The organism is Paenibacillus sp. BJ-4 (genome assembly GCF_020404765.1).
In the GTDB taxonomy this organism is placed as follows: Bacteria; Bacillota; Bacilli; order Paenibacillales; family Paenibacillaceae; genus Paenibacillus.
Genome location: NZ_JAIVEM010000004.1, coordinates 89,732 through 98,343 on the forward strand (window position 1 = coordinate 89,732; position 8,612 = coordinate 98,343).

Sequence of the window (8,612 nt, forward strand, 5' to 3'; positions counted from 1 at the left end):
TCGTCAGGTATTTTTGTCAGTATGCACATATCTTCCTTTTTTTATTCCTGTGGCCGCTGCATACTTGGAACAACCTGTAGCACATCCTGACTATTATTACCCCAGAGGGCCTGCTGTTCAAACAAAAGGGAGTGAAGACAGAACTAGCTTCGCTATGTCAAAGCAGCTTTTTTAGCGTCTGGTCTCCAGCCAGTTATTATTTACCACATTTTGATACCAGTAGTAGCTTTCCTTGGGTGTGCGGACCTGTGTGCGAAAATCGACATGAATCATGCCAAATCTCATATTGTATCCTTCTGCCCATTCAAAATTGTCCATCAGGGACCATGCCATATATCCTTTGATATGAAGACCGTCATGAATAGCCCGGTGTACCTGTACCAAATGCTGCTGCATATACGAAATACGGCGGTCATCCTGAATCTTGCCGTTTACGATGTCATCATTGATACATGCCCCATTCTCTGTAATGTAAATGTCGATGTTGCCGTATTTTTGCAAATAATGCAATACCTCATACAGCCCTCGTGATTCTACCGGCCAGCCGATATCCGTGACAGGCAGCCCCATATTGATCTCTTCGGATTGAAGGAAACCAGCTTCTGGATTAAAGCGATTAACCGACATACTGTAGTAATTGATACCGATCATATCAATCGGTTCACTAATGATGTCCATATCCCCGTCTTGAATCGGTACGCTGGCTCCCTGCTCCGCAAACCAGTCTACCAAAAACTGTGGATATGAAGCTTGATAGATAGGCTGGAGAAACCAGTCACTGTGCAAAGAAATCGTACGCGCACATGCGGCTTTATCTTCCTCGGAAGTGCTGTAGGGTACAGCCCATGAGACATTTGGCGCGATGCCAATCTGACCACTGGTGCCCAGCTCGCGGAAACGACGCACAGAAAGGCCATGCGCAACCAGCAGATGATGTCCCACATCGATGGCTGTCTGAAGATTCGTCAGACCTGGGGCGTGAACTCCCAGCATATTGGATAAAAAAGCGATGCACCATGGTTCATTGAATGTGAGCCAATGGTGTATTTTTCCGTGAAACTCGCGGAACATCGTTTCCGCAAACTGGACAAATGCCTGAACCGTGCGGCGATTTTCCCAGCCTCCCGCAGCCTGAAGCACCTGTGGCAGATCCCAGTGATACAGTGTGCAAAACGGTTCAATCCCGTTTTCGTTCAACAAATCGACAACGCGATGATAATAGTCCAAGCCTTCTTGATTGACTTCACCGTCACCATTCGGGAATATCCGCGGCCATGATACTGAAAAACGATATGTACGGATGCCCAGCTCCTTCATCAGCCGAATATCCTCCTCATAGCGATGATAGCTGTCACAGGCTACATTTCCGTTATCTCCGTTGAACACCTTACCGGGTGTATGGGCAAAAGTATCCCAAATGGACAGGCCTCTTCCCCCCTCCTGATAAGCCCCCTCGATTTGATAGGCTGCCGTTGCCGTTCCCCACATAAAGTCCTGCGGAAATTGAAAAATGGTCATATTTGATCTTCCTCTCCATGAATAATAATCGTATGTCCTTCCGTTATTTCCTGCTCTTTGGTAAAAATCCATGACAACATAAATCCTCCGTGCTTTGGATCAGGCTGAGCTAGCCGGGCATCTGCTCTAAAGGGCTGTGCACTGCGAATGATGCAGCTTCCTGTCGAGACAGATGCAGTAAGTTCCGCACGGACGAGCCGGGAACCGGACCATTCCATGCTGACCGTCACCCCGCCACGCCCCCGCAATCCGTTGACCTTTCCCTGCGACCATGCCGCAGGCAGGGCAGGCAGTAAAGTCAATTCACCCGGACGGCTTTGCAGCAGCATTTCCGCGATCCCCGCCGTCGCGCCAAAATTACCATCAATCTGAAAAGGCGGGTGGGCGTCGAATAGATTGGGATAGGTCGAACGCGACAGCAATGTGCGAATATACCGATGTGCCGCCTCGCCATCCTCCAACCGGGCGTACAGGTTAATCAACCAGGCACAGCTCCACCCGGTATGGCCTCCACCATGATCCAGCCGTCGGCGCAGTGAAATGCGGGCCGCCTCTGCCAGCTCCGGAGTATCGCGGATATGGATTTGTCGGCCAGGATACAATCCGTACAGGTGCGAAACATGTCGATGCCCCGGCTCCGCCTCCTCAAAATCGACAAACCACTCCTGCAGCTGCCCTTGACGACCCAGTTGATAAGGCAGTAGCCGTAGCCGTGTCTCTTCGCAGCGATGGCGGAACTCCTCATCTAATTCCAACAGATCCGCTGCCTGAATGCAGTTGCCGAGCAGTTCCCGGATCAGCGACATATCCATAGTAGAACCTATGGATATACTGCACTCCTCGCCGGACGGCGTTATGAATTTGTTCTCGGGTGATGTGGAGGGGGAGGTCACGAGCCAACCATCCAGGCCTTCTACGAGCCAATCCATACAAAAGGCAGCCGCACCCTTCATCAGCGGATAAGCTTGCTCTGCCAAATAGGCTGTATCCTGGGTGAACAGATAACGATCCCACAGATGGGCGGTCAGCCATACACCCCCTAAGGGCCAAAATGCCCAACTGGCGTGGCCTCCTGACGGTCCGGCGTATCTCCACAGGTCCACATTGTGATGAGCTGCCCACCCTTGAGCGCCGTAATTAACGGAAGCTACTCTGCGTCCCGTGCGACTGATTTCTCCAACCATGTCTAGCAATGGTTCATGGCACTCGGCAAGATTGCATATTTCAGCCGGCCAGTAATTCATCTGTGTATTAATATTGGTTGTATAATTACTGTTCCACGGCGGCTGCACCCGGTCATTCCAGATGCCCTGGAGATTGGCAGGCTGACTGCCCGGGCGTGAACTACCCATGAGCAGGTAGCGTCCATACTGAAATAACAGCGCCTCCAAACCCGGGTCCACCTCACCCTTCCGATAACGTTCTAATCGCAGATCGGTCGGTAGAACTGACTTGTCGGTTAGAGTATCACCCCCCAGCTCTAATGCGACGCGGTCGAACAGCGCGCGATGATCCTGCTCATGCCGTCGCCGCACCTGCTCGCTACCCTGTAATATCACTTTATCCAAGGTGATTTGGCAGGCTTCTGCTGACTCCACTGGATCACTATTGGGCATGGTGTGGAATCCCCGAAATCCGGTCGCTGCCGCCAAATATATCGTGAGTGTATCGGCGCCTGAGACGATCAATGTTCCGTCAGCCTCCACCGTCATAGTTCCCCCCTCGGGAACAACTCTCGCCTGAACCGCAAAAGCCATCCCCAAATCATTCTCGTAAACGACCGACTGCGGATGATCACCGTGAACATTCGATTCCACATGACTGGGCGCTCGTCCAGTCAGCGTAATAAAGTCCTTCGCCGCTTCATCGGATGACCCCTCACCCACATCGCTATCCCATTTGGACGAATCACCGAAATATACATCCTCTCCAGTTGTGTCATCACAAGGATGCGGTGTAGTGATGTGCACGGATGCATTAATCTTCTCAGCCTTATCCGCAGTCAGCGATACCATGATGATCCCATCTGGTGCACTGGCAATAACTTCACGGGTATAGCGGATGCCATCGCTATGAAAAGCGATTGCTGCTGTTCCGGTATGTAAATCCAGTTCTCGTTCATAATGCGTGATTTCCCCGAAGCCCTCCTGCGTAATCCACAAGTCTCCCAAAGGCTGATACGCTTCCGTATCGCAACCCAGCATGTACGTATTGATCAGATGTTCCGCGTCCTTGTATTTTCCAGCTGCAATCAGCTCTCTGACAGGCTTCAAGTATCGCAATACATCATACTGAACCCCATCTCTGGGAAATCCGGACCAGAGCGTATCCTCGTTTAATTGCAAACGCTCCTCCCTGATCCCGCCAAACACCATAGCGCCGAGTCTCCCATTGCCGACGGGCAATGCTTCCTCCCATACCTCAGCAGGTTGGCGATACCATAACCGCAGAGACTGCGGCTTTTCGCCTTTCGTCACGTCAAACCCTCCCCTTTGAGATCAAACAGAGCGCCGATCACGTTCTGCTCTTAAAACAAGCGCTCTGTCATTTCAGCGTTTCAAAGTTTGGTTCAATGGATTCGTTATTTGGAAGCCTTCCCACTCCATAACTCCACTCTGTCCTTGACCAGTTGCGTGTATTGCTGTTCCATTTGTACAGCGCCAGCCGCATCCAGCTCTTTCAGCATGTTGTCGTACACAGTGTCAAAATTGGAGGCTGGTGCCAAAATAGCTTCCGGTATACGCTTGCGGATAATATCCGTCGTTTTTTTGAACGTAACGTTATAGTTGGATTCATTGTCTGTCGTTAGGTTATAGGCAGCGCCCCATGGCTTCACTTCAAATTCCTTTTCGCTTGGAAACAGCTCCTTCCACGTTTTTACGCCATACGCCTTGAGCGACTCCTTTTCCGGCTCCGAATAGGCTGCGATAATTTGTTCCGGAAATTTGGTAGTATAGTAGTTCCCCGTAGGGTCCTTCACGCCATCACCATAGTGTCCGCTGATCAACGTGTACAGATCCATTCCGCTTGTTTTGTTGAAGCTGGTGGCGTTATTCGTTTTTTGCTCCAGTATATTTGCCGGAATCATGCGTTTGCCGTCCTTGAGCTCATAATGCAACCCTTCAATTCCCCAATTCACCAGCACCTGTCCTTCATCGGAAGCCAGATAATCAAGGAACTTAATGGCCCGCACCGGGTCCTTGCAGCTCTCGGTAATACCTACACCATAACCGGACATAAAGCCTGCATCTTGAAAGGAATGATCCTTATATTCCTCCGAAAGTGTAACTGGAAAATGTGCATAGCTGGCATCCGCCTTGCCTGACGTTTTTAACGCATTTTCAGCCTCCAGATAGCCCCACTCCTGGTCAATCAGACCGAGGACACGGCCGCTGGCAATTTTGGATTTGTATTGGTCACTTTTTTGCACAAAGGATTCCTTATCCAGCAGCCCTTCATTGTACATGTGGTTCAACCATCGGAAATACTCCTTTTCCTCCGGACGCTTGTAATGGAGCTTGGATTCAAACGTCTTGGGATCAATAAAATATTCGCCATCGTCCGCCGCTCCGGTCGTCAGGAAGGCAGGATTCGTGACGGTAATCATGATTCTCCAGTCGTCCGCGTCCAGCGTGAGCGGAATTGCCTTTTTGCCGTCAATGGTTGGGTGTTTGGCTACATAGGCTTTGAGTACGTTTTCAAAATCCTGTAATGTTTTTACCTTTGGATATCCCAGTTCCTTAAGTACTCTATGCTGGATTTCAAATCCACCCGTCGCATCAAAGTTTTTCTGTCCTACACCTGCATACGTAGGGATAACATAGATGGCCTGATCCTTGTTGCTGTATTTCAGTCGATTCATGTAGGGGCCGTACAGCTTTTTAAGATTCGGCGCGTGTTCATTGATTAGATCGGTTAGATCAATCATGGCTCCGGCATCCACGAGCTTGCTGATATTCGCTTTAGCAGAAACCAGATCAGGGTACTCTCCGCTCGCTGCCATCAAAGCGATGCGATCATTACCGCCTCCGCCGCTGACATCAAATTCAGCATTCAGGGTTACTCCCGTTCTTTTCGTAATTTCCTTGCCTATTTCATCCTTCATGCCGCTCCATTGCGGGCTTGGATCAGCCCCAAAAAAGCTAAACGTAATCGGGTCCGTTCCGCTGGATGAGCCTTCCTTTGCTGCGTTTTGGCTTCCGCCACAGCCTGCCAGTGCAGCAAGTGATACTGCAAGCAGGGGAATGAGTGCAAATCTGGACCAGTGTTTTTTCATGTTCGGATCCTCCTGTATTCTTAATGACTTTTCATTATGATTTGACCGCTATATTTCAACTGTTATGATTTAACGGCTCCCAGCGTCATACCGCCTACAAAATACTTTTGCAGGAATGGATACACAAGCAGAATGGGGAGCGTAACGGTAATCGTGATTGCCATTTTGATCGATTCTGGCGAAATTTGAGCCATTTGCTTCGCCATATCATTACTATTTGTCATGCTGGAGCCACCTTGCTGTGTACTTTGCAGCACCTTCATCAGCTCGTATTGCAGCGTTGTCCATTGCGAGGCTGTACCGTTGTACAAATACGTATCAAACCACGCATTCCATTGATTTACCGCCAAAAAAAGAGCAATTGTCGCCAGCACAGGCTTGCACAGCGGTAAAATGATTTTCCAATATATTGTAAAATCATTTGCTCCGTCCAGCTTGGCAGACTCCTGTAACGCATACGGCAAACCATCCATAAAGGAACGAATGACAAAAACGTTAAACGCGCTAATCAGTCCCGGAAAAATATATACCCAGAACGTACCCAGCAATTGCAAATCACGCATCAAAATAAATACAGGCACCATCCCGCCGGAAAAATACATTGTCAACGCCAGAAACGTGGATATGAATTTGCGGGCTCGAAAATCGACTCGGCTCAGTGTAAATGCAAGCATGGATGCACAAATGAGTCCCAGCACCGTTCCGACCACTGTACGCAAAATTGACACCTGTAGTCCTTGTAGTAGGCCATCATACTGAAAAATCGTTTTGTAATTTTCGAGCGTAAATTGGCGAGGCCATATATAAATTCCCCCACGAACCGTGTCCGTTGAATTGTTCAAGGAAATCGCAAGCACGTTCAGAAACGGATACAGCGTCACTACTACGATGAAAGCCATGAGAATATAGTTGAACAGGTCAAATAGCTTTTCAGACCGGGTCGCGTTAAAAGCCTTGGTTGTCATTTCGTCTCTCCCTCCCTACATGATGCTTTCTTTAGTCAGTTTTTTGAATATACCGTTCGCCGTAAACAACAACAAAATGCTGACCAACGAGTTGAAAATACCGATCGCCGTCCCGTAAGAGAAGCGGCCCAAATTAATCCCGTAATTCAGTGCGTACAAATCCAGCACTTCGGAATAATCCGTAACAAGACTGTTGCCGAGCAGGAACTGCTTTTCAAAACCGTTGCTGACCAGATGTCCAATCGCCATAATAAACAGAACGGCAATGGTCGAACGGATCCCCGGCAACGTAATATGCCACATCTGTCTCCAGCGGCTCGCCCCATCCACACGCGAAGCTTCATACTGTTCCTGGTCAATTCCGGTGATGGCGGCTAAGTAAATAATCGTATTCCAGCCTGTCTCCTTCCATATGTCGGAAGCGGTTACAATATACCAGAACCAACTCCCCTTGGCCATGAACTGAATCGGCTCATCCACAATATGAAGCGCTATCAATATATCGTTGACGACACCTCCGTCAATGGACAGCATCTTTGTGACCAATCCGGCAACCACCACCCAGGATACAAAATGCGGAAGGTAGGAGACCGTCTGCACGAAACGCTTGAACATCATTCCCCGCAGCTCATTTAGCAGAATTGCAAAAAAGATCGGTACAACAAAACCAAATACAATGCCCATCAGGCTCATCGCCAGCGTATTGCGTAATACCAGATAAAACCGTTCATCCTGAAAAAGCTCAATAAAGTTGTCGAATCCCACCCATTTCTGATCCCAGAAGGATTTGGCCGGCTTATAATTTTGAAACGCCATCGTCCAGCCCCATAGCGGAAGATAACTAAAAATAAACACCCATATAACAAAAGGAATGGACATAAAATAAAGATATTTTTGTTGCTTCACACTGTCCCACAAGCCCTTTTTGCCACGTTCTGGCTTCGGTCCGCGAGCCTTACGCGGTCTGCCTCGATTGGAAGCGGTTTTAGTTGAAGATTCCATAGCAAGCTCCTCCTCGTCTGTAGTTACTATTATCATACAGTTATCATACTGTGCTGGATCGGAAGCTGATACCCGACGAATTAGGAGAAAAATCAGTTCAAAATTAGATATATGGGAGCTGGATTGGGCAAACAAATAGCCCCCAGCACAAAAAATGTGTTGGAGGCTACAAGTTTACTTTATCGTATACAAGCTTATTTTACTGTAATAGTCCCATAGAACATATACATACCACAATTATACTTATATACACCAGGCTTCAGGTCTTGAGTGTCAAAATAATTATTTTCATGATCCAGAAAAACATCCATTCCGATCTTCAACGACTGTACTTCATCAATGCAGGTAAAAGATGTGGTTCTCTTGAAATTGATTTTAGTAGGGGCACCCGCTTTTACCTCAATATTTTTGGGATAAAAACCATCATCCTTGACCTCGACCGTAGCGATTTTGTATTTTGTAAGATCCGGTTGTTCTTGAAGTGTCTTGGATTGGCTAGCTGGAAACGACGACACATTCCCCTGAAAATAAAATAAGGCAAAGCCGCCCACGATAAGCGCGACAAAACCAATGAGCACAAAGTGCCAATTTTTAGAAAAGAATGTTTTCATTCTATCCATCCCTTCCAGTTGATTGTCCGCATGCGGCACATCAACTCTACTCAGTATATATAAATAAATCAAAATTTTAAATACCTTGCTCACACATGGTAGCTAAAAAAGTAAAAGACGACATTTCCATGTCGTCTCAGGCTGTCGAGAAAGTCTCGACAGCTTTTTTTATGTTGATTTTGTTTAAGACGACACCGCGTTAATGTTGTATAATATAGGTAACTATTGTATAGAACGGAC

6 protein-coding genes are annotated in these 8,612 nt (G+C 48.0%); all 6 read right to left on the reverse strand.

What is annotated here, in order from left to right; genetic code table 11:
- Nucleotides 1-171: 171 nt before the first annotated feature.
- The 6 genes from LCF57_RS00450 to LCF57_RS00475 all read right to left on the reverse strand — a co-directional run bounded on the left by LCF57_RS00450 (nt 172) and on the right by LCF57_RS00475 (nt 8,372).
- Entirely contained in the window at nt 172-1,518 is a 1,347-nt protein-coding gene (locus tag LCF57_RS00450) for a GH1 family beta-glucosidase (RefSeq protein ID WP_225998958.1), read from the reverse strand.
- On the reverse strand, nt 1,515-3,995 hold the full coding sequence (locus tag LCF57_RS00455) for a glycosyl hydrolase family 95 catalytic domain-containing protein (RefSeq protein WP_225998959.1): 2,481 nt from the start codon (nt 3,993-3,995) through the stop codon (nt 1,515-1,517). Before LCF57_RS00455 ends, LCF57_RS00450 begins: the two co-directional genes overlap by 4 nt.
- A 104-nt stretch (nt 3,996-4,099) precedes the next feature.
- On the reverse strand, nt 4,100-5,794 hold the full coding sequence (locus tag LCF57_RS00460; protein ID WP_225998960.1) for an ABC transporter substrate-binding protein: 1,695 nt from the start codon (nt 5,792-5,794) through the stop codon (nt 4,100-4,102).
- Nucleotides 5,795-5,856: 62 nt separating this feature from the next.
- A complete protein-coding gene (locus tag LCF57_RS00465) occupies nt 5,857-6,759 on the reverse strand; it encodes a carbohydrate ABC transporter permease (protein ID WP_225998961.1) in 903 nt (300 codons plus the stop codon).
- 15 nt (nt 6,760-6,774) lie between these two features.
- Nucleotides 6,775-7,761, reverse strand: coding sequence for an ABC transporter permease (locus LCF57_RS00470; protein ID WP_225998962.1), 987 nt, complete (start codon nt 7,759-7,761; stop codon nt 6,775-6,777).
- Between the two features lie 194 nt (nt 7,762-7,955).
- Nucleotides 7,956-8,372 (reverse strand): cupredoxin domain-containing protein, encoded by a 417-nt coding sequence (locus LCF57_RS00475; protein ID WP_318840565.1) that lies wholly within the window; start codon nt 8,370-8,372, stop codon nt 7,956-7,958.
- Nucleotides 8,373-8,612: the final 240 nt, after the last annotated feature.